Origin of the sequence: Arthrobacter sp. SDTb3-6 (assembly GCF_013376095.1) — a bacterium.
GTDB lineage: Bacteria > Actinomycetota > Actinomycetes > Actinomycetales > Micrococcaceae > Specibacter.
The window spans coordinates 1-25,915 of sequence record NZ_JAAMFN010000010.1 but is presented as its reverse complement, the minus strand read 5'-3'; the positions used below and the strand labels follow the sequence as shown (position 1 = coordinate 25,915).

General features: G+C 57.3%; 20 protein-coding genes. 6 read left to right on the top strand and 14 right to left on the bottom strand.

Going from position 1 to position 25,915, the window contains the following annotated elements:
* Nucleotides 1–493 precede the first annotated feature (493 nt).
* Nucleotides 494–1,000: a GNAT family N-acetyltransferase gene (locus G6035_RS06985; RefSeq protein WP_371130896.1), complete on the bottom strand. Its 507-nt coding sequence runs from the start codon at nt 998–1,000 to the stop codon at nt 494–496.
* 276 nt (nt 1,001–1,276) lie between these two features.
* Here G6035_RS06985 and G6035_RS06980 point away from each other — a divergent pair, with 276 nt between their 5' ends.
* Nucleotides 1,277–2,320: a DUF4238 domain-containing protein gene (locus G6035_RS06980; RefSeq protein WP_176616363.1), complete on the top strand. Its 1,044-nt coding sequence runs from the start codon at nt 1,277–1,279 to the stop codon at nt 2,318–2,320.
* Nucleotides 2,321–2,504: 184 nt separating this feature from the next.
* On the opposite strand, the gene G6035_RS06975 is transcribed toward G6035_RS06980, so the two are convergent.
* From G6035_RS06975 to G6035_RS06945, 7 genes are all read right to left on the bottom strand, one after another.
* On the bottom strand, nt 2,505–3,176 hold the full coding sequence (locus G6035_RS06975) for a hypothetical protein (protein WP_176616362.1): 672 nt from the start codon (nt 3,174–3,176) through the stop codon (nt 2,505–2,507).
* Between the two features lie 1,517 nt (nt 3,177–4,693).
* Entirely contained in the window at nt 4,694–5,626 is a 933-nt protein-coding gene (locus G6035_RS06970; protein ID WP_176616361.1) for a carbohydrate kinase, read from the bottom strand.
* A 163-nt stretch (nt 5,627–5,789) separates the two neighbouring features.
* Nucleotides 5,790–6,872, bottom strand: coding sequence for an ABC transporter permease (locus G6035_RS06965; RefSeq protein ID WP_176616360.1), 1,083 nt, complete (start codon nt 6,870–6,872; stop codon nt 5,790–5,792).
* Nucleotides 6,869–7,888 (bottom strand): ABC transporter permease, encoded by a 1,020-nt coding sequence (locus tag G6035_RS06960; protein WP_176616359.1) that lies wholly within the window; start codon nt 7,886–7,888, stop codon nt 6,869–6,871. The genes G6035_RS06965 and G6035_RS06960 overlap by 4 nt, the downstream gene beginning before the upstream one ends.
* Entirely contained in the window at nt 7,885–9,405 is a 1,521-nt protein-coding gene (locus G6035_RS06955; protein WP_218063023.1) for a sugar ABC transporter ATP-binding protein, read from the bottom strand. Before G6035_RS06955 ends, G6035_RS06960 begins: the two co-directional genes overlap by 4 nt.
* A 78-nt stretch (nt 9,406–9,483) precedes the next feature.
* A complete protein-coding gene (locus tag G6035_RS06950) occupies nt 9,484–10,452 on the bottom strand; it encodes an autoinducer 2 ABC transporter substrate-binding protein (protein WP_256127807.1) in 969 nt (322 codons plus the stop codon).
* 130 nt (nt 10,453–10,582) lie between these two features.
* A complete protein-coding gene (locus G6035_RS06945) occupies nt 10,583–11,482 on the bottom strand; it encodes a sugar phosphate isomerase/epimerase (protein ID WP_256127805.1) in 900 nt (299 codons plus the stop codon).
* Nucleotides 11,483–11,686: 204 nt separating this feature from the next.
* On the opposite strand from G6035_RS06945, the gene G6035_RS06940 reads away from it, so the two are divergent.
* Nucleotides 11,687–12,763, top strand: a complete 1,077-nt coding sequence (locus G6035_RS06940) for a LacI family DNA-binding transcriptional regulator (RefSeq protein WP_176616356.1) — start codon at nt 11,687–11,689, stop codon at nt 12,761–12,763.
* A gap of 1,453 nt (nt 12,764–14,216) precedes the next feature.
* Here G6035_RS06940 and G6035_RS06935 read toward each other — a convergent pair.
* Complete coding sequence (locus tag G6035_RS06935) at nt 14,217–16,013, bottom strand: hypothetical protein (RefSeq protein ID WP_176616355.1); 1,797 nt, start codon at nt 16,011–16,013, stop codon at nt 14,217–14,219.
* Between the two features lie 576 nt (nt 16,014–16,589).
* On the opposite strand from G6035_RS06935, the gene G6035_RS06930 reads away from it, so the two are divergent.
* Nucleotides 16,590–18,017: a hypothetical protein gene (locus G6035_RS06930; protein ID WP_176616354.1), complete on the top strand. Its 1,428-nt coding sequence runs from the start codon at nt 16,590–16,592 to the stop codon at nt 18,015–18,017.
* A 580-nt stretch (nt 18,018–18,597) separates the two neighbouring features.
* On the opposite strand, the gene G6035_RS06925 is transcribed toward G6035_RS06930, so the two are convergent.
* The 3 genes from G6035_RS06925 to G6035_RS06915 all read right to left on the bottom strand — a co-directional run bounded on the left by G6035_RS06925 (nt 18,598) and on the right by G6035_RS06915 (nt 21,419).
* Nucleotides 18,598–19,128, bottom strand: coding sequence for a hypothetical protein (locus G6035_RS06925; RefSeq protein WP_176616353.1), 531 nt, complete (start codon nt 19,126–19,128; stop codon nt 18,598–18,600).
* A gap of 190 nt (nt 19,129–19,318) precedes the next feature.
* The gene (locus tag G6035_RS06920; protein WP_176616352.1) at nt 19,319–19,834 is read right to left on the bottom strand and encodes a DUF1643 domain-containing protein; all 516 of its coding nucleotides are present in this window, start codon (nt 19,832–19,834) and stop codon (nt 19,319–19,321) included.
* A gap of 1,327 nt (nt 19,835–21,161) precedes the next feature.
* Nucleotides 21,162–21,419: a hypothetical protein gene (locus G6035_RS06915; protein ID WP_176616351.1), complete on the bottom strand. Its 258-nt coding sequence runs from the start codon at nt 21,417–21,419 to the stop codon at nt 21,162–21,164.
* Between the two features lie 426 nt (nt 21,420–21,845).
* On the opposite strand from G6035_RS06915, the gene G6035_RS06910 reads away from it, so the two are divergent.
* Nucleotides 21,846–22,253, top strand: coding sequence for a hypothetical protein (locus tag G6035_RS06910; protein ID WP_176616350.1), 408 nt, complete (start codon nt 21,846–21,848; stop codon nt 22,251–22,253).
* A 66-nt stretch (nt 22,254–22,319) separates the two neighbouring features.
* Here the strand turns inward: G6035_RS06910 and G6035_RS06905 are convergent, their stop codons facing one another.
* Both G6035_RS06905 and G6035_RS06900 read right to left on the bottom strand, forming a co-directional pair.
* A complete protein-coding gene (locus tag G6035_RS06905; protein ID WP_176616349.1) occupies nt 22,320–22,898 on the bottom strand; it encodes a DUF6431 domain-containing protein in 579 nt (192 codons plus the stop codon).
* Between the two features lie 419 nt (nt 22,899–23,317).
* Nucleotides 23,318–23,950 (bottom strand): DUF2127 domain-containing protein, encoded by a 633-nt coding sequence (locus G6035_RS06900; RefSeq protein ID WP_176616348.1) that lies wholly within the window; start codon nt 23,948–23,950, stop codon nt 23,318–23,320.
* A 35-nt stretch (nt 23,951–23,985) separates the two neighbouring features.
* On the opposite strand from G6035_RS06900, the gene G6035_RS06895 reads away from it, so the two are divergent.
* Both G6035_RS06895 and G6035_RS06890 read left to right on the top strand, forming a co-directional pair.
* Entirely contained in the window at nt 23,986–24,588 is a 603-nt protein-coding gene (locus tag G6035_RS06895; protein WP_371130895.1) for a Chromate resistance protein ChrB, read from the top strand.
* A 38-nt stretch (nt 24,589–24,626) separates the two neighbouring features.
* Nucleotides 24,627–25,859, top strand: coding sequence for an MFS transporter (locus G6035_RS06890; RefSeq protein WP_176616347.1), 1,233 nt, complete (start codon nt 24,627–24,629; stop codon nt 25,857–25,859).
* The last annotated feature ends 56 nt before the right edge of the window (nt 25,860–25,915 follow it).

Sequence of the window (25,915 nt, the reverse complement as noted above, 5' to 3'; positions counted from 1 at the left end):
GCGGTCAATGGAGGCCTTTGGCATGAGACTCCTGAGTTTCTCTTGGTCGCTGGTTCGATTCCAGTCCGGGGCACAAAAAGGGCCTCTGACCTGCGGTTATACTGTTTTCGACGGCCGCTCGGAAAGGACAAATCACGTTCAACTCACGTTTTTGAACGAAAAGTTGATCACGTTTTTGACCCTTGAGATCCGATTAATCCGCGCCTGTTGTCACGTTTTTCAACCTACGGGGCAGAAAAACCGCGGGAATCCGCGGTTTTTCCGAATCAGCGTTATTTCAGCCGGCGGCTGCTAACTATTGGGCCTCCGATCGTCCTGATCCCGTCGCTGACTCGGACGGTAAGCTTCGAACCACTAGCCTAACGGTGGTTTGGGACAAGAGATTTCCGACGCGATGCTCATTCAATCGGCCAAGTGTCGACTCACTATCCAGTAATAGGGAACCTTTTAGCGGGACTGTTGCCGCTGGGAACTACTTCGTTCTTGATGTGGATCAGTTGCTCAGTAGGTTCTTCTTCATTGCGTAGTTGGTTAGTTGTACGCCGATCATCACAGGATGTTGTTTCGCCTCGACGGTGAATCCGTATCGCTCGAAGAAGGGTCTGGCCGTGATGCTGACATTGGCCGTCAACTCTGTCAGGCGCCCTGCACGTGCGTAGGCCTCCACATGGGCAAGCAGTTGCCGTGCTACCCCAAGTCCTAGGAAACGAGGGTCCACGAACATCATGTCTATATACCCAAACCGGTCTACGTCTGAGAAGCCTGCTGGCTCTCCATCGACGATCGCGACGTAACTGTTCCTCGCGTGCATCGCGGCGTGCCAGGTGGATAGTTCGCGCGTTTCTGGGCGTGCCCACGCCTGAATCTGCTCCGGTGAGTAGTCGGCGGCAGCGGTATCGGTCACGGCGGCGAGGAATATCGCCATGGTGTCTGCAGCATCAGCGGGACGATACGGGCGAATGACAATTGCTGGCGCATTGGTGATTGTTTTCAAGTCCACGGAACTAGCATCCCACTTCGGCAGTTCTAGATCAGTTAGCACCGGCCATGTCCCGCGAACGGAACGTCCAACAGGACCGCCAAGGAGTTCCGAAAGCGAATCCTCTACCGGAGCCAGTGGCACCCAAAGTTTTGGATCAGATCTGCCTAGACGTCCAGCGTCAGTGCACCGTGTATAGCGGGAAGACGCGCCTAGAGTGACGGGAAGGATATATTCAATTCAGTATTGCGCTCTTGCGCCGGACAGCTGCGAGAAATTCAAGGAGGGGCAGGGAAGATGAAGCCAGGTAGCACGAACGACCACATCGTGCCGGTGATGTACCTCAAACGCTTTGCCAAGCAGGCGGCAACCACCCAGGTTATCCAAGCGGCCCTTGCAGATAGGCCCCAAACCGACTTCACGCAAGGAATCCGCAATGTGGGGTCCGCCAAGGGCTTCTACTGGGGGACCGATCCTGAAGGGGTGCCCCATCACCATATGGAGCAATTCTTGGGGATCATAGAGGGTGAGGCGGCCACCGCATTTCGTTTCGTGCTCGATAAAGGGCGCCTACCGGCTGATAGTGCCCTGCCTGGAAAATGGCCGACACGGGACGAAACCCGGCATGCCATTGCATGGTGGATCGCTGCACAGATCCTCAGAACAGCCCGTCAAAGAGAACGACTAAGGAAACTGGATGGCGAGTCGCTGCCGTTTCCCTCACGGCTAGCTAGCAACAATCCCCACCTGGAGTACATTGCGCGAGAGATCGGACCGCTCGCCTTTCTTCTGGCGCGACGACCATGGGGCATTGGGTTTACGAACCTGTGTCTGTTCACTTCCGACGTTCCCGTTCAAATCATCAATGGGCAGGACGATGAGGACCAACTGCGCGCTGCAAGCTACTGGGACATCTATGTCCCACTCGACCCGCACCGGTTCCTATACCTGCCCGGCGCGTTGCACAATGACCAGCCTCGACTGAGACGAGACCACAGGATCAATCTCCCCGGTGGGCTGGCGATGGCGCTCAACGATCTCATTATTGCGACCGCCCATCGCCACATCTTCTTCCACCCGGAACATGATCCACGGTTGAAGATGCACGAGTCCATCATTCAGGACACGGCGAAACGCCGAGACTCCACGGCCTCCCAGTCGATCATGTATTACGACGCGATGCCGCCAAATATGGGGATTGAACGACGATGGCTGGACCTCCATTCGTGGGAACATGAGGACCTGACTGCGGAACCAAACCCGGTCGTCAATCCTCTCGATGCGGTGCGCCAAATGTCAGAGCACTTGGAGCATGCCAAACGTACCTATGACAGCCGCTAGCCGCTACATGGCGAAGCGGAGGGCTGCTTCTTGGCAAGGCAATACGAGTTTCGGCCGGCCGCTGCGAACCCGGATTCGGAATGCACTCCCGTCCTCAGCATCGGCATTAGCGTGAGTCACGACTTTCACCCCTTGCAGTTTCAGCAAAGGATCCTCACCGAGCGTCGGTCCCTTCGTCAGGAAATCATAGTGCTGGGGACTCACAGAGGCGGTCAAATAAAGACCAGCCCTCCTTTAGGAGGAGATGAATAGCCACGAACGGTTCGGCGATATGTGACAGGTCCCCGCCGGACTCGCTCACTCCCAAGCCGGAGCGACGGTCCGAAGTCACCACATTCCCGCGCTGGAACATGGACCACCCTAAGACGTGTGCGTCAGCACTCACCTGCCGCCAGAGTAATCTCCCCGCACTGCGTCGTTGATCATCTGGGAAGCGATGATGCAGGGCCCACTTGATGACGTCGGTTTGAATGAGCTTTGTATTCGTTCGACGAACCTTCGCGACTTGCCCCCGCCGCTCCATGCACCAATCGACCTGGCCCTTGAGAGCTGCTCGTTCTTCCGCGGTCAACTGAGAGGCCGCCAGCTCCCCATAGTACGTCTGCAGTTGCCGATACATCTCATCAATCAATGTGAGTCCGCGTTCTTGACGCTTCGCCGGTTCTTCCGCTGCCAGAATCCATACTGCTGGCGCTGCCCCCACCAGTGCACCACGAAGCACGGTGAAGTGCGCGCTGGGATAGACCTGACCAGCCTCGATCGACGTTCGGGCTAGTCGCAGATGCTCGCCCGATGTCATCAATGAAAGTCGGGCCGCCTCGCTAATGGCGTGCCACGGGTACACGGTGTCGTCCACTGCGAGTGGGCTACCACGCTCAGGTTGCTCAGGCGGCATTCGTCGAGCTCGCTCCTGCCACCCGTCTAGATCGGCGTACGTGGCGCGTATTGATCGAAGTGAGGTTTCAATAGTCATACTGGAAATTATCGTCGTAATTTCCGATTCAATCGGTAACAGCACACATGAGTTCAACGCCCGTGAAACGGTTCTTCACCGCAGACCATGTAAATCGTCACCTCACTGGCCTCCACGCTGAGGAAACAGGTTCTCATAGCTTCCAAGTGGCGCGGCTGTTGAAGCGTCTAATACGGCTTGCCCTGGAAAGGGACATGACGGGACGACGGTAGAAATGTCAGATCAGGCGAGGCACTGCACCTCGAGTCCTGGCATCCCTACGAAATAGCTAGATCACGGTCCTGCGCTTGAAAGGCGAGCGAATCCTTGCCAAAGCTACCCCGGCCCGAATATACTCGGCACGAGCCCACAAGCGAGCTGGTCTCACAGTCAGCTGGACGACTTTGCAAACACCCCCTCACCACTATCGGAGCGGAACATGCCGGATCTGCAACTCGAGGGCAAGATCAAGCAGGCTTCATACCAAAAATCGAGCCTGCATCCGGCTGGGCGATCGCAACTTATTCTGCACACGGTCTACTATCCGTTCGTATTTTGACTCACGAAACTGATCCCATTTCAGGCCAACCAGAACCGCAAATCGATGACTGAATGAGTGCTTTCCATCTAGGAACGACACAATTCACGTCCATTCTTGCTGTGAAATCGGCACCTCCAAGTAGCCTTTTGGCCCCGCTGGGACGGGTTCGAGCTTTGTCCAAATCAGCATTCCGAACAACACAGCTTGTTGGCACGCAATATCCTGATCTCGACAACCGGTGACATACCGTCCACCGTGTCGATGAACCTACAAACGGCCTTCAACAAGCAGCTTCGGCGCTACGTTACGAGGCCTCGTCACGTTTTACTCACGTTTTTGAACGAAAACCCATGGCAATCCTTGGCATATCAAAGGGACCCCGTAGCCCCGCACTCCCCCGGAAACACGCAGTTTTTGACGTGAAACGATGACTGTTGGCATGAGACTCCTGAGTTTCTCTTGGCCGCCGGTTCGAGTCCGGCCCGGGGCACATAAAGGGCCTCTGACCTGCAGTTATACCCCACAGGTCAGAGCCCCTTTAAGAGGCAAAAATGGCCCCGGTCATCTTTTATTCATCTAATTCAACAGAGTTTTCCTGAGTTTCTGGTCATCTCTTTCAGCACCTGATGGTCATCATTTTCACCGTTCAGTCACAAAAAATGGCTAGATTCCGCGATTCTGAATTTCCTGAAATCGGCCGGACAGCGACGAGCAGGTCCAATCACTACTTGGGCCTTCGATCGCCGTACTTCCGGGACTCAGCGACTTGGAACAGAACAAAACTCACGCGTATGAAGGCGTCAGGACCGTCTTCTTCGATCTTCCTGATCACCCAGACCGTTGCCGTTTGGAGGGCGGCCATCACGGAATGAGGCACGGACTAGCAGGCTGTTGGTTGTTCCAAGTGGGCCTGCAGTTCATCGGTGGTGGGAGGGTTCGCCCCTGGTCGTCGGACGGTGATGGCGGCTGCCATGGCAGCCATTCTGCCGATTGGTTCTAGAACGGAGGTTGTCCAGCCGTGGGTGTTTCTGGTGAGGAGGCCGGAGATAAATGCTGCCATGTAGGAATCCCCGGCGCCTATGGTGTCTGCCACTATTGACGGGGCCGCCGGGATGTTGACGTCCGTTACGGCGGTCAGGAGCTGGGATCCTTCTGCTCCTAGTGTGACTGCCACTAGGTCGGTGCCCAGGTTGATTATGTGTCGGCCAGCGTCCTTGGGCGATTTGTTCGGGTAGAGCCAGGCGGCGTCTTCATTGCTGAGTTTGACCACATTGGTCAGCGGTACGAGGTCTTCGAAGATGGCTAGGGCTTCGTGGTGGCTGCCGAGCAGGTCGGGCCGGATGTTTGGGTCATAGGTGATGGTGCTGGTCCCGGCATAGTGTTGCAGGATGGATCTGACCTTGCCGGAGCCGGGGGCGAGAAAGCTGGCGATTGACCCGGTGTGGAGGATCTTTGGCTGGTGTGTGGGTGTAGCGGAGGCCAAGTCCCAGGTGAGGTCGAATGTGTAACTGGCGGACCCGTCGTCGGCCAGTGTTGCCGTTGCTGTTGATGTGGTGGGCATGGACTGGGAACCGGGGAGAAGTTCAACGCCAGCGCCTGTCAGATGGGCGTGAATGGCATGGCCGCGGGCGTCGTTACCGATGGCGGTGAGGAATCCGGTTGAAACACCAAGGCGTGCGAGGCCGTAGGCTACGTTGGCGGGTGAACCGCCGGGATGCTCAGAGGCGGTACCTCGGGCGTGGACTACGTCGATAAGGGCTTCACCGACAACTATCACGTCGGGAGAGACAGCTGGCGCAACAGAAGGATTCATCGGGATACTTTCAGGATGATGGTCCGCCAGCATCGGGTCTGTGCGGAGTTCGTTCTAAAGACTAAGGGTGGGCCGGCGATTCCTCGGCCGCTGCGCCAGGAGGATTCCCGTGGCGCTGTCTTGATCCGGATGCCCCTGGGGGCATCCGGAGCAAGGCGGCCGGTCAGTGAAGTACGCCGAACTTCTTGCGCGTCACGTTGTTCAGGAGTGAGGCGCCAATGAGCAGCAGGCCAAGGGCCAGCAGCTGGAGCTGGGTGCCTTCGTTGCCTGCGAATGCCAGCAGGATGCCGGCGTTGAGCCAGACTATGAGCAGGGTGGCGAGCAGGATCCCTGACACTCTGCCGATTCCGCCGGTGATCGCTACGCCGCCGAGTACGGCGATGGTGATTGCCGGCAAGGCCAGTCCGTTGCCGGATACGCCGGCGTCGGGCCGGGCGGAGGCAAACTGGGCGACGATGACGATGGCAACCAGACCAGAAATCAGGCCCGAGAGCACGTAGGCCAGCATTCTGTTGGCGCGGGTGTCGACACCGGCCCAAATTGCGGCGACGTCGTTGGTTCCCAGCGCGTACAGCCGCCGGCCGAAGGTGGTTCGGTTCAGGAGCACCCAGGCAAGCAAGGCGGTAGGTATCAGGAAGGTGAAGATGCCCAAAGGGACGTCCGGCAGGCTGTGGCCGATGACCGGAATTTCCACTGATTGTGCTGCCGAGAAGAAGTCCTGGATCTGCAGCGTGCTAATGGGTTTTTGTCCGCTGACGATCAGGGCCAGGGACTTCAATGCATAGAACGTCGCCAGTGTCGCAATCAACGGAGGGAAACCCATGTAGGCGACAAGGAATCCGTTGAGCGCTCCGCAGAGGACGCCTGCAACTGCAGTGATCAGGATGGCGGGGAAGAGTCCCAGGTCCCAAATCCCGTAGGAGTACCCGAAAACGATGCCACACAATGACACCATGGCACCGACAGACAAATCGATGCCGCCACGGCCGGAGAGGATGACCATCAGTTGGGCCAGACCAAGCATTGCCAGGGGCACGGCGCTGATCAAGGCCGCGGCCAGATAGTCCGCGTCGTAGGAACCGCTCAGCGCTCCGGCGAAGTCCAATGATGTCATGATCGCCAGGACCACCACGATCAGCAAACCCAGGAGGGCGATCCGCTGCGTGAGCAGCATTCTCACCGCCCTGTAGCCGAGGTTCTCTTGCCGGTGTCCAACTTCGTTGTTTTTGAGTGCTGTGGTAGTCATGACTTCCTCCTGGAGCGTTCACGGAGAATATCCGTTCCGACTGCTGCAATAATGGCCACTCCGACAAAGAGGTCCGAGAGCTGAGAGGGCCAACCCAATTGGGTGACACCTGAGGTGACCGTCTGAACAAGAATGGCGCCAAGGAGAGTTCCAAACACAGTGCCTCGGCCACCGAGAATCGATGTTCCACCGATGACGACGGCGGCGATCACCAATAGTTCGCGGCCGGCACCGACGGACTGCTCAAGGGTCGATGTGCCCTGGCCGATGAAGAAGCAGGCTGCCAGTCCGACCAGGGCACCGGTGATCACGTAGGTCATGAGCACCAATGGTTTGACCTTGATGCCCGCCAGCCGGGCGGCGTTCTCGTTTCCGCCGATGGCAAAGAGATGCCGTCCGCTGGCGGCATGCCGCAGGTACCACCATGCGACGGCCACCACGAGTAGGGTGATGGCGAAGCTGTGCGGGATGCCCAGCGTCCGTCCCGCTTCGCCACGTCCGAAGACATCGAAAGTATCGGGCAGTCCGTTGACCGTGGATGACCCGAAGAAGCGCAGGCCGATGAACTGGAAGACATTTGCTGTGCCGAAAGTGATGATGATGGCGTGAATCTTGCCGTAGGCAACAAGGAGGCCGTTGACCAAACCGAGCAACGCCCCCACCCCGATGGAAAGCAGGACGGCAGGGATCAGTGGGATGCCTGTGGCCACCATGGTCTGGGAGGTGATGACTGCGGTGACCATGATCGCGGCCGCCACGGACACGTCGATACCAGCGGTGATGATAATGAACGTCATCCCGACCCCGATCAAGGCAATCGGGGCGACTGCTACCAGTAGCGGCAGAATGGAACCGGAAGTCAAAAAGGCAGGAGTCAGCAAGCCCAGCAGGATCCAAAGGACGGCGATGATGCCGATAAGGACACCTTCCTGTCCGGTGACCAGGCTGGGCAGTATTTTCCGCGGCGCGGGGGTCCCGTCCGTGGCCGGAGAGCGGGATTCCAGATTGGTACTCATGATTCATTCCTAGTGGAGATGGCGCCGGAGGCTGCGGCAAGGATGTCGACCTGGGTCGCGTCCGTGCCAAATTCGGCTGCAATTTTGCCTTCCCTGACCACGAGAACACGGTCGGAAATCCGCAACACCTCGGCAAGGTCGGTGGTGACGACAAGAACGGCGGTGCCGGATTCGGCAAGGTGGCCGATCAGGCGGTGTATTTCTTCTTTGGCTCCAACATCCACCCCTTGGGTGGGTTCGGCCAGGATCAGCAGCTTCGGCGTGGACAGCAGCTGGCGGGCGATGACCACCTTCTGGGCGTTGCCGCCGGACATGGCACTGATTGGCTGGTTTTCATTGGGAGTTTTGACGCCCAGTCGCTTGATCAGGTCCAGTGCGATCTCGCGTTCACGGCGCCTGTTGATCCAGCCTTTCAGCGGGCTGAGTTTGGCCAGATCGCCAATGGAGATGTTGAACCGGATGCTTTGGAAGGAAAAAACGCCCTGAGCCGAGCGATTGGCCGGCACCAACGTGATGCCCCGCCGCCTGGCCGCTGCCGGCCCCTTGTTCACCATGCGTTTTCCCTGATACAGCATGTGGCCGCCAGTGGGCTGCTTCATGCCGTAAACGGCCTCGGCAATCTCGGCGACACCGGACCCCAGCAGACCGTAGAGACCCAGGATTTCACCGGGACGAATCTGGAGGTCGATGCCCCGCAGAAGCTGTCCAACGTCGACATTGTGCAACTCAAGCGTCGGGACAACATCGTCAAACGAACGCACTTCGCGCTTTTCGGTGACGATCCCACCCACCATGAGCTCGGCTATTTTGGTCACGGTGAGATCCTGGATGGCATACGTGTCCAGTGTTTCCCCATCCCGCATGACAGTGACGGTGTCTGCGATCTCGAAGAGCTCATCGAGCCGGTGCGTGATGTAGATGACAGCAACGCCGCGCTCTGTCAGCCGCCGCACAATGGAGAACAAGACGCTAATTTCAGTGTCTGTAAGGATCGCCGACGGTTCATCGAGAATCAGGATGCTCGCCTCCCCCGCCACTGCCTTGGCGATAGACACCTGCTGCTGCTGTGCAATGGAAAGGTCCCCGACCGGAGCGGTCGCCAATTTGTGAGGTAGGCCGATCATGTCTAGCAACTCGTGGATCTGGGCCGCCTGTGCAGCCCAGTCAACTCGTGGCCCGCGCTTGATTTCGCGTCCAATAAAGATGTTTTCTGTGATGCTCAGCTCCGGGAAGAGCTGCGGTTCCTGGTACACCGTCTGGACTCCGAGCTTGATGGCATCGGTGGTCGACGTGATCGATACGGCTTTGCCGTCGAACTCGATGGTGCCGGTGTCGGGCTGTTCGGCGCCGGCGAGGATCTTGATCAGGGTGGACTTGCCGGCACCATTTTCGCCGACCAGAGCATGCACGGTGCCCGGCTGAACTGTCAGTTCCGCCTGCCGGATGGCTCGTACGCCTCCGTAATTCTTGGAGATGCCGCGCATGGCGATGCGGGGCGTGGTTGATTGTTCACTCACTTGGCACTGTCCTTGGTCGGGATATGGTCGAGGGCTGAAGGCCGGGTGGTGCCGCATCGCGGCAACACCCGGATCATGTCAGTATTTGAACTGGTCGACGTTGTCTTTGGTGAAGATCAGCGGCGGGCCGAGCAGCTCGATCTTGGTCGCCGCGTCGAAAGTGACGCCCTTGATCTTGTCATCGACGTCGAAGGAAGGCTGCAGCTGCTTGTCGTCGGCCAGCTCCTTGCCCGTCCAAGCGGTCAGGTAACCCAGATTCTGCACGTCCCACAACACTGAAGCGCTGGATGAGCCGTCCTTCAGGTACGGTGCCATCGCCATCGGGGTGCCGCCACCCACGGTGAAGACCTGGCCGATCTTTCCGGCATCCTTCACGGCCTGCGCGACGCCCGGGGCTGCTGCGGAGCACAGTCCGACAATGCCCTTCAAGTTCGGGTGGGCATTCATCAGGTCCGTCGCCATGGCCGCAGCCTTGGCCTGGTCCTCACCGGCATAGACCAGGTCAACCAGCTCGCCCTGCGGGTAGTTGGCCGCAACGTCCTTCTTGATCACGTCAATGTAGGCGTTTAGGTTCGCGGCGGTCTCTGAACAGGAGACAATGGCGAATTCGCCGCTGCCGCCCATGGCCTTCATCAGGCTCTCGCTGAGGGCCTTGCCATGGTTTTCTTCAGTGGTCTGGTTAACGAACACCTGGCGTACCGAGTTTGGCGCGTCGGTGTCAGCGGTGGCAACCTTAATGCCGGCTTCCTGTGCCTGCTTGAGCAGCGGGGCCATCGAGTCCGGATCGTTCGGGGCCACAATCAGCGTGTCTACCTTCTGCTGAATGAAGGAGCGGACAATGTCGGCCTGCGCGGCAGCATCTGCCGTGGTGGGGCCTTGGTAGAGCCAGTTAATACCCAGGTCTTCAGCCGCCTCCTTGCCGCCGGCGTTCATCGCCTCAAAGTAGGGAATGCCCTGTAGCTTGGGCACAAAAGCGATCGTGGTGGTCCCTGAGTTGCCGGCGTCGTTGCCGCTGTTGGTTGCGTTCTTGTTGGTGCAGCCGGTCATGGCCAACGCTCCGATTGCCAGTACTGCAGCCGATTGAAGCAGTCTCTTTTTCAGCATGGTTATCTCCTTTGATACGTATTTGTTGTGGGAACGGCGGCGCCGCGGCCCATAATGCCCGGATCTAGATGTCTTAGTGCAGTTCGATGGTTTTGATGGCCGTCAGCTTGTCGCGGATGTAGGCATTCGCGTGGGAGCCAAGTTCCTCGTTATCTGCCCACAGGTTGCGCCAGATCCCGAGCATGCGGCTCAAATCCGGTGCCACAACGGCGGAAGAGAAGGACTCGAAAACGACGGGGCCGTCATAGCCGATACGGCCCAGGGCCTTGAAGAAGTTGTCAAAGTCAACATTGCCGGTGCCGAGGTAGCCACGGTGGCTCTCGCCAATGTGCACATAGCGAAGAGCCTCAGCGGTATCCAGAACTGGTGAGAACATATCCGACTCTTCAATGTTCATGTGGTACGTATCCAAGTGGATGCCGAGGTTCCCTCGATTAACATCGTTGAGGTACCCAAGTGCCTGCCGCCCGGTATTGAGCACATTCGTCTCGTACCTATTCACGACCTCAAGCGAGACATTGATACCCAGACCCGCGGCACGGTCGGCGATCCGCCCAACGACGGCCTTGCTGTTATCCAGCCCCCGCTCCGTTGCCGGCTCCATGTACTTCTTCATGGCGCTGTAGATAACACCGCAAAAATCCGTGCCGCCAAGCTCCGCAACGATATCCACTGCACGGTTCAACAGCTCCTCCCCCGCCTTCACGATCGCGGGATCGTCGCTGCTGACATCTGTCGCTTCCGAGAGACCCAACGACGCCGAAACGGCCAGACCATGCTCAGCCAGAGCCGACTTGGCTGTCGCCACATCAAAAGAAAAAGGGTCCATCAGGGGGAACTCAATCAGGTCGAACCCTGCTTCCTGAGTCTTCCGGACAGAATGGCGGATGCCTTCAGCATCGAAACGTCCGGTCCAGACCAGACCGTGGCAACCAATTTTCATCGGATTCCTACCTAAAATTTTGGGATTCATTGGAGTGCAACAGGAATTCTGCAACGTTGCAACTTGTGGATGAAAACTAGACTAGGAGATCACTTGCAACGTGTCAAATGTCACTTGCAACGTTACACATCCCCAAGTCCGCCTCCATCCCGGATTGATGAGCGGATTGTTGCAACGTAACAACTCTGGGCCTATGCTGGCCCTAGTACAGCTATTGCTACATGAAGGAGAGGTATGGCCGCGAGTGTCAAGGACGTTGCCGCATTGGCGGGCGTTTCCGCATCCACGGTGTCCAACTATCTCAATCGTCCCCAACTCCTGGGTGAACGTAGTCGCAAGAATGTTGAGGCGGCAATAGCTGAGCTCGGATTCGTCCCCAACGAATCAGCGCGCCAGTTGAGGGCAGGTTCCAGTAAGACCTTGGCCCTGATCCTGCTTGACGCCTGGCTCCCATATTTTAGCGATCTATCCCGAGGGGTGGAGGACGCTGTCAGGGACTGTGGGTGGTCGCTATTCTTTAGCAACAGCAACCGAGATCCTGAGCGCGAATTGGCCAACCTGGACATGTTTGAGGCCCACCGGGTCCAAGGTCTGGTGATCATCCCCCAAGGCCGGGTCAAAGACCGTTTGGAGCAACTTCAAAGCCGTGGCATTGAATGTGTGGTAGTAGGTCCGACTGAGACGTCCGACCTCATCTCTGCCGTGACGTTTGATGATGTCGGCGGTGGCAGGCTCGCGGGATCCCACATCCTGGAGATTGGCCGCCGCCACCTTGCCTTCCTCGGTAATCCACATAACGTTGTTCAATCGGCAGACCGATTGAAGGGCATGATGCTGGCAGTGGAAGCATCCGGCACGGAGGCGACAGTCATGACAGTGACCGTCACGAACCTCACTGTCCAGGACGGCATCGAAGCGGCCGAGCAAATCCTGTCAATGCCCGAATCAGAACGGCCCGACGCAATCTTCGCCGCCAACGACATGGTGGCCGTCGGCGCCCAGACAGTATTCCTGCGAACCGGTCTCAGGATTCCGGAGGACATCGCAATTGTTGGTTACGACGACGTGCCCTACTCTCGCCAGGCCGTCGTGCCCCTGACGACAATCCGCCAACCCGCCTACGAGATGGGCAGGGCAGCCGGTCATCTGCTCCTAGAACAAATCGAACGACCAGGCACCCGGGAAGTACAGCAAAGAATGTTTGGAGCACAGCTCGTCCAGCGCGAGTCCACGATAGGGCGGACCCCGCCCACCCGGACGCCACGCCTCACACCCAAGCCGGCGCCCATTCCTGAAACATCCCACGGATGATCTCCGCGCCGACTCTCTATCCGTCCTGCCAATCTCGACCTCTAGGGAACCCAAACTGGCGATTTGGCCGCGCCCTACGAGATGCACCGTATATCGCCTACTCGCGGTAACCAAGGACCCAGTCGCATTACTCAATGCTGCTACTGGACACAGTCATTCCCCGCCATGTTCATCCTAGAATCGACGACTCGGACGCAGTATGAGCGACGGAGGCACCATTGCGAGTCAGATTAATCTCGTGGCATGGACGACTTGGGTCTGACTAAGGTTTGCTTGACATCGGATTTGTTGGGCCCGTAGCAAACCAACCGATCGCGAATCGTTCCGCGCAGCAGTGTTCTGCCGGTTCGCAGTTTGAATCACGAAAATGATCCAAATTCAGACCCACCGGAACGGCAAATCGAAAGCAACCCATCGCCTGATTTGTCGATATTCACACTCATGCGTCCAACAAAAATGCACCAAATAAGCAAGGTTCACGGCCGCCAACGGCAGCCCCGTCGGCCGGACTGAAACCGCGGACAGGACAGCACAGGTTGTTGAGACGCGACTGACCTTTTTCCACAGTCAGTGACATGCCATCAACCATGTCGATGAACCTGCAAACAGCCTCCGAACAGCAGGTCCGGCGCTGCGCTGCAGGTCCACGTCACGTTTTACTCACGTTTTTGAACGAAAACCAGTGCCAATCCTTGGCATATCAAAGGGGCCCGTAGCCCCGCGGTCCCCCGGAAACACGCGGTTTTTGACGGTCAACGGCGGCTGTTGACATGAGACTCCTGAGATTCTCTTGGTCGCTGGTTCGATTCCAGTCCGGGGCACGAAAAGGGCCTCTGACCTGCGGCTTTACTGTTTCAGCGGGGATCGCCGAGGTGCCAAATCACGCTCTACTCACGTTTTTGAACGAAAAGTTGGTCACGTTTTTGACTTTTTCGGGGTCGATTCCGGCTCCATTTGACGTCATGTTTTTCAATCGTCGCGGGGGAAATCCGCGGAAATTCGGGGTTTTCCCAGGCAGGGGCGACCTACGACTGTGACTGCCGTGTATTGGACCTCCGTTCGTCGTAATCACGGATTCGAACGAGCCCAACTGGCAAGGAACTAGCCCGTCGCACCCTGAACGAGCCGGCGCGTCAGCTCCAAGCCCTCAGCTCACGTAATTCTGCAATCATGCCTTGGACCAACGGCCCAGCGACACGAATACGGCGTGCCCATTCCAAACTGCCCTTCTTCCGCTCAGCCATACAGCCAACTCATCCCCTAAGGGGAACCTCCGGCGGATCCCACCGCCACGGACGTCAACGAAACTTCCGCGTTGTCATCAGCGCCCCAAACCGGGCCTTGGTTTTTGGCTCCTCTCCATTTCGGAGCACTCTTAGATAGCTCGTTGCCATGCGCGAGGAGTGCGGACTGTGAGTTCATGGTTGTTTTGTGTCGGTCAGTTTTCGGTTGTTTAGAAAGTGCTGTTGGTTTCCGTTAGGCGCCAGATGGGCCATGTTTTGAAACGTTTGGCTAGACGAGTGTCGAGTTGATTCAAGAAGAAATCTCTCTCTTCATCATCTTGGAGCAGGATGGCGCAGGCAAGTTCTGTTTCTCTGGCGCGTTCGTCAACTTCTCGAGCAGCTTGGTGTTTGAGTGTTCGAATGGATTCTTTGTCGAGTGAGGACAGGTCTCCTGTGCGTGCGGCGATTTGCCAACCGTTGATCAAATAGTGGGGTTGCTCTCCGTAATTGGCTTGGAGCCAGGAGTTGAGCTCGGCTGCGGCGGTGAGAAATTCTCCTTGTCTGCGGGGAACGTCGTCGGCAGCGCGAAGGAGCCTTAGAACCGTGTCGTTGGCTCGATCATCTGTTCCTGCATGGCTTGAGACCTTTTGGTATGCGGCGACCAAATTCTCTAGGTGCAGGTTCAGTGTGAATGGAAGGTACTTGTATTCGATCACGTCGTAGACAGTGACGATGGCGGGGGCATCGTGCGTGTCCGTCGATCGAGAAACGATGTGTCCTGGCATGTTTGGATCGAATGTCCCGTACAAGCGCCATGTATTGGTGGGTGGATCATTGAGCACGATGAATTGGACATTCCACTCTCCGATAGGTTGGGAGATTCTTCCTACGTGTTGATGTTCCGAGGAGAGTGTTTCACCGTGGAGCAACACGCCCTCGAGCGCCAGCAGCTGCTTGCCCCGGTACTCTTCAAGAGAATCGAGGTCCACGAGTCGGGTGTCTACGCCTAGGCGTTCACATAGGTTGGCGATGGTTTCTAGGAAGTGCAAGTGGTCACGAAGATCACCGGTTTCGTCACTGGGAGTTACGAGCATCGTGTGAAGGGTGCCATTGATCTTGAGAGACTGGTCATCGAGGAGTGTGAAGTAGAAGCCGAGGTCGTGGAGGCGCTCTTCGAGTGTGGGACGCATGGACACAGTGATGTTGCCTGGGGATTTGAGTGTCGGTCCTTCCACAGACATGGTCATCCTTATTCCTTTGGAGAGGGTGAGCTCAACCGTGGAGACGTCTACTTTCCTCAGGTGCGGATTCGAGTACTCAAAATCTCCGGCTTCAACGTGCACGTTGGTGTATCTCCCGTAGTAGTCCTCCGGAATGATCTTTAGTTCGTGGTCAGCGAAAACTCTGGAGCCGTCGGCGAATTGGTAGGAGACGGAGTAGTTGACCTTATCTCGCGTTAAGGTCAGGGGAGCTGAAAGGTCAAGCGTCTTGTCAGAATGCAGGGTGATACTTACCGGCTCTTGAAGCAGATTGAAATCAATTCGAGCCCGCGGGTCCTCTGATTGTGCCTTTGCCGCAAATCGAACGATTTTCTCGATTTCTGCGGGGTCTTGAGGGAATGGTTCGAGGCGGATGCTGACTCCTCCACTGGGCGGAATCTTCTTAAGTAGACTCTCGATTTTGAACGGCGTGAGTAGTGCGTACATCAACTTGGTTTGAAGTGTCTTTTTGTTGATGTATACAACGAAGTAGAGAACACCGCGCAGTTCTAAGAATCCTCGAAGGTCGTTCGACTTAACGGTGAATGACTTCGGCGGATTCTTCCCGGCTTTATGTCCTCGGGCCTTCACCTGGACATTTACGCGGTGCTGGAAGTTCGCGTTGGAGATCTTTGTAGCATCTGCGTAGACGTCAAGGTGTCCGTCGGTCAGGGGTGTGCGGTCATTTGCCAAAACGTAGGCTCTGAGCCGATGGCACCTGAGAATTCTTTCATTGACGGCGGTCACGCCTTGCAGCTCCATATCCATACCATCAATTGTGGACTATGGATATGACATAGCGTGGGCCACGATGGCGGCACCGCAGAAAAGGGAAACAAATCGTACGCTACGGACAAGTTGAACTGGGTGGTCACTGGACTCAGGACTCTGGACACGCTCTGGTGACTGCAGGCTGAGTTCGTTGAATCCTAGGGCTCTTGGACACCGGAGCGCCGCGCTCCAAGGCGGATTCTCGATATAATTGATGAAAGGTCATGTATCCCGCAGGATGCGATGATCCTCTACATCTCGCGGTTCGCGCTCCTCAAAATCGGCAAAACGACACGATGGCCTTGCATCTATTAAATCGCCATGTCCAGAGCCCTGGGACTAGAACTTGCCAATGGAAGCTACCCAGAGCCTGTCCGTATCGGGAACCGTGAGTGGGACACATCGTTGTACCCGTGGACGTATGCAGCATCGCTTTGTGAATGATGGAATCATGGGTGAATGCGCGAGGGGAAAACTGAAGAACAGAACAGCCTATGTGCCGGCAACAAGTATTTAGAGGACACGACTGGTATGGGGTCGGGCCTGTGGGTATAGAGACTAGGAACCACGCATTTGGGGAATGAAGCATCATGGCCTAAGTGGTCAGCAGTAAGGCAAGCGGTACGACGACACAAGCCCTCCGAGCTTTTGCCTGCGCTAGCCAAAGAGTCGTACAGGCTTGGTGAGAAAGCATTCCATCCACTCAAAAATCACTATAGCCAGTGGGCGTTTGCTGGCCTGGCGCGAGAATCTATGCAATACGGAACCGAGCTTAGAAGCAACGAGGTAACGCCCAAAGCAATGGCACGGATGCTTTACCTGTATGGTGTCGCGGATTCAATTGAAGGAGTGCCACAGGAAGAAAAGTACTTGATGATCGGGTCATACCAGTACGAACAGTACAAATTTCAACTATCGATGTCCAGTGAAATTGCGCGAACGTATCTCCTGTTTTGTGACCCGGACCTTCAAATTGATCCGATTAAAGCGCCACAGCGGGACTGGACTGAAATTTTTGGCATGTCTCTTGAAGACCGGTTGCAGGCTGTCGCCTTGATTGAAGCGATTATGCTGGCGGTTGGTGGAAGACTCAGAAAAGACGATCTAAGCATCCTGAAAGATGATCCGGCCTATTCAGAGGTTCGCATAGATAAGCTAATGCAAACCCTCGAAGATCTAACAACGACGGTGAAACGCTCGCGTGAGATGGCGAGTCAAGTTGCTGGACTTCCGGAACACCTCAAGAGGTTCGCCCTTAATCCGCTTACGCGCTATCCGATAGTAGACATCGGAGAAGGCATCCTGGTTGCGCCGCAGCCTTTTTACCTCATGCACACGCTAAGTGTTGGGAATCTGTACTATCGCGGTTTTGAGGCGTGGAAGAACTTCTCCTCTGAACTGGGACACAGGGTAGAAGCCTATGTCGGGAAGCAACTTGAATACGCCCAATTCGGACAGGTCTTATCAGAGATTAACTACGGTACGAAGTCACCAAAACTATCGGTCGATTGGTTTGCCATCTTCGATGACACGGTTCTGTTGATTGAATGCAAGGGCGCCAAAATCTCTCAACCAGCACTTTCGGGTGACCCAGACAAGACGTACCAACTATTGGAAAAATCCATTGATAAGGCGCGGGGACAGCTCAAAAATTCAAGCGAGTTGATCCTCGGTGAACACGAGAAATTCCGAGCGATTCCAAAGCATTTGAAGCAGCTCGGTCTTATTGTCACCACTGAGCCAATCCATTGCGCAAACGACAGCATGTTCACTGGGAATCTCCAGAATCCGGGCATTCCTTGCTTGGCGATTAGTCTCGGTGAGCTTGAAAGATTAACCGCGTTGGGGGCTGAAAAAATGATCCAAGTGATTTCGAAGGTGATCGACGGTCCTTCATGGAGTGTTCATAACGCTATTAATGAGCACCTACCTGAAGAGGGAGCGCAAACTAACCAAATACTCGTCGACGCTTACGACAAGTTCTACCCTGATTTGCCGTAGATAGGAACGATCAATAGCCCTTGGTTTAGCACAATAACGGTCCTCTGTGACGGCAGAGTGCGCCGGTCAGCATGATTAGCGTGCAGACTACTGCCACGAGGACATCCAAGAGTGGTGAACGAGACGTGAAGTCTTTCACTAGGTTAAACGTCATGGTTGCAAGTACACCGGTGAAAGCGAAGGTTACTCCGGCTTTGGCGTCTGAGTGGCGGATCCACTCATTCACCAAGGAGAGAGCTTTCCATGCATGATCTGGGTTCGGTTCAGCAGATGCAAGGGTGTCCAAGACATCAGCTCCGCCTGCTGGCTGGCGACGTAAAAAAGGACATAGGGGTCGTGCCGCCAGCCTAGTCGAGCCCACCGACATTACTTCGGCGCACCTGCCAGTAAGCCTGCCAGCACACGACTCACCGAAACAAGGACTACGTCGTCGGTGCTCGTGGTGTTCCGCGCGGGAACGGCTAACCGGTACATTCCATGCAATTTGATCCCCTTAGTGTGAATTTCCGTACGGATCATCCTCGACCCCGGGGCGAGAGGCGCAGCTCGGCCGGTAGCCCGGCTGGGGATTCGCGGGCGCTCAGTCCGGCTTGTTCGCCTCGTATGTCTCCCAGTCGCCGTAGCCGGTGTCTCGAAGCCACTGCGCCGTCGCAGGCCCGCCGCGGGCCATATAGAGGCTGGGGTTGTACTCGTCGGTGACGGGGTAATGCGGCATGGGGTCTTCGTAATCGTATGAGCGACGAACTCCGGGGCTCTTCAACTCCACCGTGCGGGCCAAAGCATCTCTTTGAGCCAGCGCCCTCTCGCGGGCCACACGGGTCTCCCGGAAGACCGTGAATAGCGGTACGAGAAGTGTCAGAAACAGCATGACGTTAAAGGCGACCATCCACGGCAGGGCACTGCTACCGCCATCCGTGCTGTTCCCGATGGCGATACCGATAGGCACGAGCAGGAAAGCCGTCAGGACGCCCCCAGTGATGTAGAGCACCCGAGTCGCGGGAAGCTCCGACCACGGCGGCTTATTGGCAACAACGGTGAGCCGCTTGTACTCCGCCCAGGTTTCCTCGGACATGTGGTGCCGCAGGTTGTAGTCCAGCTCGTACTTGGTCACGTCGCACTGCCTTCCGGTTGATTCGGCCAGCGTAGCACTCGACTTCCACGTCCTATCCCGACGGCTATGCTCCGCCTGCTGCGACGCAGTGTGCGGCCGGCGGGCATCCCCATACGAAATGGTCAGACCCGGTCGGGTGGCGCAAGCATTACACCTCTGTGCGTGTGCGATGCACCCTGCATCTCTCTGGCTACAGACCGCGCAGATAGGCCCCGACATCGAAGCTCTCAAATGAGAGGTAAATGCCTCGCGACGGATGGCGCGAATGTCCCTTAGTTGTGAGCCCACCGATCGATATCCAATCGCAGGCAGAGGCGTCCGTGATTCTCACGATCCCCTCGAGCGTCTGACGAAGGTACCCCCTGGTCTTGATTGGCTCGCCCCAGGCTGCCAGTAGCGTGAGCTTGCGACCATTGACGAATTCGGCGATGTGTCGCTCGTTCTCGACCTTCAGCTTCGGAACGAGGGTGACGTGCATGCCCTTGGGATCGGTCGACCGCTGCGGGTAAAGGTTCAGCATTACCCAGCTATCGTGCTTGTTCCTCTCCGCGTAGCCCCGGACCCTGCGCAGGGTGGTATCCAGATCTCCCGGGCTCGCGGTGCTGGGGTTCACGCCGACGCAGATCAGTGTGTTCACGCCCAACGTGCCCAGTAAGAAACGTGCGGAGTTGTCGGCGTTACGCTCGTAGATCCACTGCTCGGTCACGGTGCGTCTGTCTCCTCTGGGGTTCATCTCAATTGGTGCCGAACGCCCTTCACGATCATTCGGCGGCCAGCAGGCGCTCGTCGGGGAACGGCCCTTCGGGCGGCTAGACGTGGGATAGCGCCTCGCCGCGTTCGGCGCGGTCTTTAGAAGCCCCGAACGGGCCTGTTCCGGACATGAGCACGCGCATGTGGTGGTCGGCGTGATCGGGGTCGCTTCAGAAAACGGAATGAATCGTACGCTAAGGCCTCGCTGACGGAGGTAACCGCTGGCTCACAGTTTGACGACGGAAGCTGGACAACGTTTGCCCGCACGCGGGTCCTTCACCGGAGCAAGTGCAGACGGTTTCGGGAATTTTCGAACCTACGTCTTTCTGCAGGTGTCAGATTGCCGTATACCCTGCCCGAGAAAAGCCCGATGATGGGGAGCCAAACGGCACACTCCGCGCGATCGATCCCCTTAGCGTGAATTCCCGTATGGATCATCCTCAGACCCCGTAGACTCCTATTCACCGAGTCCAACTTTCGGGGTGCAGTTCACTCTTGGGGGACGATTGGCCACTTCGGTTTAGACGTTACAGGGGCGCTGCCAATTTGCTGTGCCTTTGCAGCTGGCGGACTTCTTGTCTTATCGCTCAACCCGCACGCTCAACAGGCGCACACCCTGTGGAGGGGCAAAGATTGGTGGCCGATCATGGGACAGTTATGGCATGAATCCTTGGATATTTGACGTGACAGATCTGCTACAAACCCCACCTGTAGTACCCATTGAGTCGATGAACCCCGCGGAACAACCTGCCCATCCAGGCGGAGACTATTCAAAGGTATACGCAAACATCGTTTCTACCTTGGCGTTCCTCCTGGCAACGGTGAGCCTTTACTGGCAGTATCACCGCTCTCGTCTTGATAGTCCAAGCCTCTCTGTCTCAGGACAGTGCGGTGTGACGTGGATGAGTGAGCAGCCCACGGAGCCTAAATGGTCATTAACCGTTCACCTAGCAAACACCGGCCATAGGACTGCATCTGTCAAAGATATTGGCTGGCAGCTCAAAAGGGCCGATGGCGGTTTGATAAATGTCAAGGGGGGACCGCTGGAACCCGCTGTTCCCATGAAGCTAGAAGGCCTTGACTCTCAAGACTGGGAAATGCATATAAATATTCATGGGACTATCTGGCATGGTCTACAGGGTCGCCCGTACGCCACTGTTGTAGCACGCCCCACAAGACGCGAGATAAAAAAAGGCATAGGCGCGGAACGGACACTGGTTGGCCCTTGGTCAACACTGCACAACGATTCCGAGGACTTGCCGGAGGTGACCTCGTAATCCTTCTTAGGTGGGGTTCACTCTCTTGATGCTTACTGCTGGGTAGCATTCGAGTGCGGTGTTTCCCTCGCCATCCGGCATCTTTATCAAGCCGCAGTTGCGTGTGTAGGCAACAACACGTCCCGTGCGATCACCAATGATCACGTGAGGCTGTGCCCAGACCGAGAATCGGCGCAATGGTCCGTCTCCGGGGTCGGGGTGGTAGGCAATGGCAGCATCGAGGGCCAACATCACTGCCACGGAATCGGGATCAAATTTGTTCACCCGATCATTCTGCATCGAGGGTAAGACAATGAGGGGCGCACCTGTCTCCTGAGAATCTATGGTGTCCCACTTCCATGGAAGTGGGACACCCCTTCATCTGCACTCTTCAGACAACCAAGTCGCAGGATTTCCTCGGGTTGGACTTTCGGACCCGCCGCCAAGAATTCGGTCTCAGATCGTTTCTCGCATCAGACCTCCGACTGTTCGCAGCAAGGTCACGTAAATGCTACTCATCGGGGCCGGCCGGAAAACCAAATCGGTGCCTTGCCATAGGCCAAAACCGCTGCTGATGCCTTGATATTCATGGTCAGCTCACCCCCGAAAACGCCACGAAGAATCTGAATTATCTGCCAAACCGGAGACTCTTCCCCGGGAAATGAAACCACTCCCTAGACAACAAGATTTGTTGGCAGATGACACCCACCCATGACAGCTGTCGACATGTCACCAGCCATTCTGATGAACCTGCAAACGGCCATCAAACAACAGCTCCATCCCGGTGCTGCAGGTGCACGTCACGTTTTACTCACGTTTTTCAACGAAAACCCATGGCAATCCTTGGCATGTCAAAGGGGCCCTGTTGTTCCACACTCCCCCGGAAACACAAGGTTTTTGACGGTCAATGGAGCCTGTTGGCATGAGGGTCCTGAGTTTCTCTTGGCCGCCGGTTCGAGTCCGGCCCGGGGCACCAAATGTTGCTCTGACCTGCGGTTTTACTTGTTGACCGTCGCCTTGTTTGACGATGGCGACGTCACCTTGAATGACGAAGGGAATGATGGTCTGGTCGTCATGGTGACGCGGCGGCCGTCAAAGCTGCCGGGTGTTTGTGGATGAATTTCAGTGTCGTCGTCATGGTGGCGTTTGTTCCAGTGCATGGCAAAGCACGATCTCGTCGCTCGTTTAGGTGCGCAGGGGTGGGCTGAGTAGGTTACCTCGTGTGAAGTACCCGATCACGGTCCACGGTGGCAGCTCGGCGCGTGCCAAGCGGTTGAAGGCCAGTGCGGCGCCGGCCAGTATGTTCAGGCTCCGGCCCAGTAGGCTCGGCCACTGTTTGAGATCAGCCAGGATTTCTGGGTTGAGGCTGAATGCATGCTTGACCGCCTGCTCGTGCAGCCAGTGGACGTGCTTCTCCGGTGCCCGCCGGAACCAGCGCCGCACCGTCGAGACTGGCCGGCCCATCCCCGCTGCGATCGTGCGGTACCCGTTGCCGGCCGCCTTGGCCGCCAGCGCGGTCCCGATGACCTCCACCGTGTCGGCCCGGCGTAGGGCCAACGCGGCCGGCAACAGGACCTGGGTGCGCCCACAGCCGCCGCACCGGGCCCGTCGCGGCCGTACGGTGAGCCGCTCCTGGCCCAGGCCGCGCACGGTCCGGGTGCTGGCGTGCCCGTGAGCGCGCAGCGGCGCCGAGCAATGAGGGCAGGCAACTTCGCCGGCCAGCAGGGCTGTCTCGCTCTGTTCGGGGCTGCCCACGACCATCATCGTGCCCGCTCCTCTTCCTCCATAAAACGCTCATGTCAATGACTCTTGCCTACCATGTCCACAACGCGGAAGGGGCCAGTTCGTGTTGAACCCGCAGCACCCGGAACGGATGATTCAGGCCGCCACCGGCCGGAGGGCAGAATCATGCCGCCAATTTGGCTACTGCAAAATTTTGGGCGTCAGCGGGAATAGCTCATCTGGTGGTCACGCTGACGCCGCCAACGATGCACGAACCGCAGCAGCTGCATCGTCACCCACGATGACCAATGCGTGCCAAACTATGCGACGCGTAACATTTTACTGTTTCGGACGCTTGCCCTGAGACGCCAAATCACGTTGTGCTCACGTTTTTGATCGAAAAGTTGGTCACGTTTTTGGCTTGTTCGGGTCCAATTATGACTCCGTTTATCGTCACAGATTCAATCCGCGGGCGCAGAATCCGCGTGATTCTGCGGATTTTCCAGGCCAGGTGTGCTGTGGTCGGCGGCTGCCAAGTTTTGGCCCTCCGATCGTCCCTTGGGCTGCGTCATGCCCCCTGTGATTGGTTGTTCCCGCGGTCTCGCGGGTTTCGTTTTTGAACGGTGTGCCCGGTATTCGTGCACAGTGAGCCAAACAATGAAGATATCAAAGGCGGTCAGCAGGACCATGCCCCAGGTAAAGGAAACCACCAGCTCGTAGCTTTGGTAAAGGATGAAGACGCCAAGGAAGGCAATCATCCACGGATACGCCCAGAGCTTGTCCTTCAGCACCGCCCAGACCAGGACGATCTTTACCATCCCGTGCAGCAACAGGTAGATGGCCCCAAACAGGGTTGCGGAGACGGTCATGGTCCCTGCCAGATGCACGAGAGCTGTGGCGATGAGGTCATGGGGGTCCTCGGAGAGTTCATGTTGGGTCAGGATCTGAACCAAGAAGCCCAGTTGCGCCGGAGAAACCAGCAGAAGGAGGATTCCACCGACCAGTTCCAATACCCCGTCCAGCCCCTTGAGGACCAGGCTGACCTTGAATGTCTTGTCCAGCAATGTGCTGCGAATAGTTGACTCAACCATCATTCCTCCACAAAGTAACAAATGTTACAATTCCCAGTGTGACACAAAAAATTGAGTGGGTGCTGATTCTTCCCCAAGTTCCGTCCGACCCATCCCGCCACCGAGTGGCCGTGTGGCGTCAGCTGCGCAAGTCAGGCGCCGTCCCCGTCTCCACCGGCGTGTGGGCACTACCTGCGGGGCCGACCTTCCAAGCCGATCTTGACCGGGCCGGGGAGCTCTGCCGCAACGGCGGCGGCAGCCTTGTCATCATCGACGCATCCCCGCGCGACGATGCCTCAGCCTCCATGATTCGAGACGCGTTCATGGCCGTTCGCGTTGATGAATGGACCGAGTTCACGGCGGACTGTGGCAAGTTCGAGGCAGAAATTGCCAGGGAAATCCAGAAGAAGAAATTCACCTTCGCCGAGCTGGAGGAAGAAGAACAAAGCCTGGACCGGTTGCGGCGCTGGTACCGCGACCTGAAAAAACGCGACGTCCTGGAACTGCCCGAGGCCAAGTCCGCCGAATCAAGATTGCGTGCCTGCTCAACTCTCCTGGAGGGGTACGCCGAGCAGGTCTACCAGGCCGTCCACGGAGTATCCGAGGACACCGGCACTGCACCTGGCGGCAAAACAGTTATTCCGGACGAGCGGACCTCATGAAAATGCCAATCCACCCCAATCCGCTTGGTCCACCCAAGATGCAGACAGACGCAACCAGGCCACCTATCCGGGGCCTGGCCCCGCTCTATGCTGCGGGATTCACCACCGCGTTTGGCGCCCACAGCATCGCCGCCGGCCTGGGCGCGGAGAGCGGAGGAATAGGGCTCGGGCTGTTCACCTTCGGTGTGCTGCTGGCCCTCTATGACGTGGCCGAAGTCATTCTCAAACCCATCTTTGGCTCACTCAGTGACCGGATCGGGGCCAAGCCCGTCATCATTGCAGGCCTAGTCGCATTCGCCCTGGCATCCCTCATCGGCACCCTGGGAACCACCCCGCTCATCATCGGTATTGCACGCCTTGGCCAGGGAGCTGCCGCTTCAGCTTTTTCTCCCGCATCCTCCGCAGCCGTGGCAAGGCTGTCCGGGCCAGATGCCGCAGGCAGGTACTTCGGCAAATACGGCTCCTGGAAGGGACTGGGGTACGTACTCGGCCCGCTGCTGGGAGCCGGCCTGATCTGGATCGGCGGATTCCCCGCCCTCTTTCTGACCATGGCAGTCATTTCCGCTGCGGCCGCCCTCTGGGTCAGCATCTCCATGCCCACTCTCCCGATCCTCCCGCGTCCCCGTTACACCATCAACGACCTGGTGCGCCAAAGCACCCAACGCACCTTCCTCATTCCCACCATGGTGTTGGCCGGCGCAACCGGCGCCCTCGGTGTAGCCGTCGGATTCCTGCCACTACTGGGCACCACGCTCCACCTGCCCTTGATTGCGAGCATGGCCGTGGTTGCGGTCCTGGCGCTATCCTCCACAATCACCCAACCCCTGGTTGGCCGCTGGAGGGACCAAGGACGCGTCTCCTCCAGGGTCGGAATGAGCCTGGGACTGGCCCTCATCGCGGCAGGTATCGTCCTGCTCGCTGTCGTCCCTCAACCAATAACGCTCTACCTGGCTGCGCTTGTCATAGGGTGCGGCATCGGGATCGCCACACCCCTGGGATTCGCGCATCTCGCATCAACCACCCCGCCGGAACGCATGGGTCGAACCATGGGATCGGCAGAAATCGGCAGGGAGGTTGGTGACGCCGCCGGCCCGCTCATCGTCGGGGCCATCGCAACAACCGTCAGCATCGCTGCCGGCCTCGGAACCCTCGCACTGCTCACAGCAATTGCATCAATACTTTCAGCACTTTTGTTGCCGGGCATCAGCGACGCTCCTTCAACACATCAAGACGCTGAGAATCCCGCATCTCAAAAAACGAATGACCAATGACGCCTCATCATTGACCCGCACAAACAGCCGGTGCTGGACCCCAACTACAGATAAAC